Annotated in this window: 1 rRNA gene; it reads right to left on the minus strand. The window is 48.7% G+C overall.

The annotated features are described in order from the left end of the window. Nucleotides 1-28 precede the first annotated feature (28 nt). Nucleotides 29-261 (minus strand): 23S ribosomal RNA (locus tag V6C27_14910); the annotation flags it as partial.

Genomic DNA, 261 nt, shown 5'->3' on the forward strand with positions numbered 1-261 from the left:
AACTGAACAGCGATTTAAGAAAAGCTTTAAGGTCAAGCCCTCGACCGATTAGTACTGGTCAGCTCAACACATTGCTGTGCTTACACATCCAGCCTATCTACCTGGTAGTCTACCAGGGGTCTTACTCAATTGATGGGAAATCTCATCTTGAAGTTGGCTTCGCGCTTAGATGCTTTCAGCGCTTATCCTTCCCGAACATAGCTACCCAGCTATACCTCTGGCGAGATAACTGGTACACCAGCGGTTCGTCCAACCCGGTCC

It is taken from the genome of Peptococcaceae bacterium 1198_IL3148 (assembly GCA_036763105.1).
GTDB lineage: Bacteria > Bacillota > Desulfotomaculia > Desulfotomaculales > Desulfohalotomaculaceae > JBAIYS01.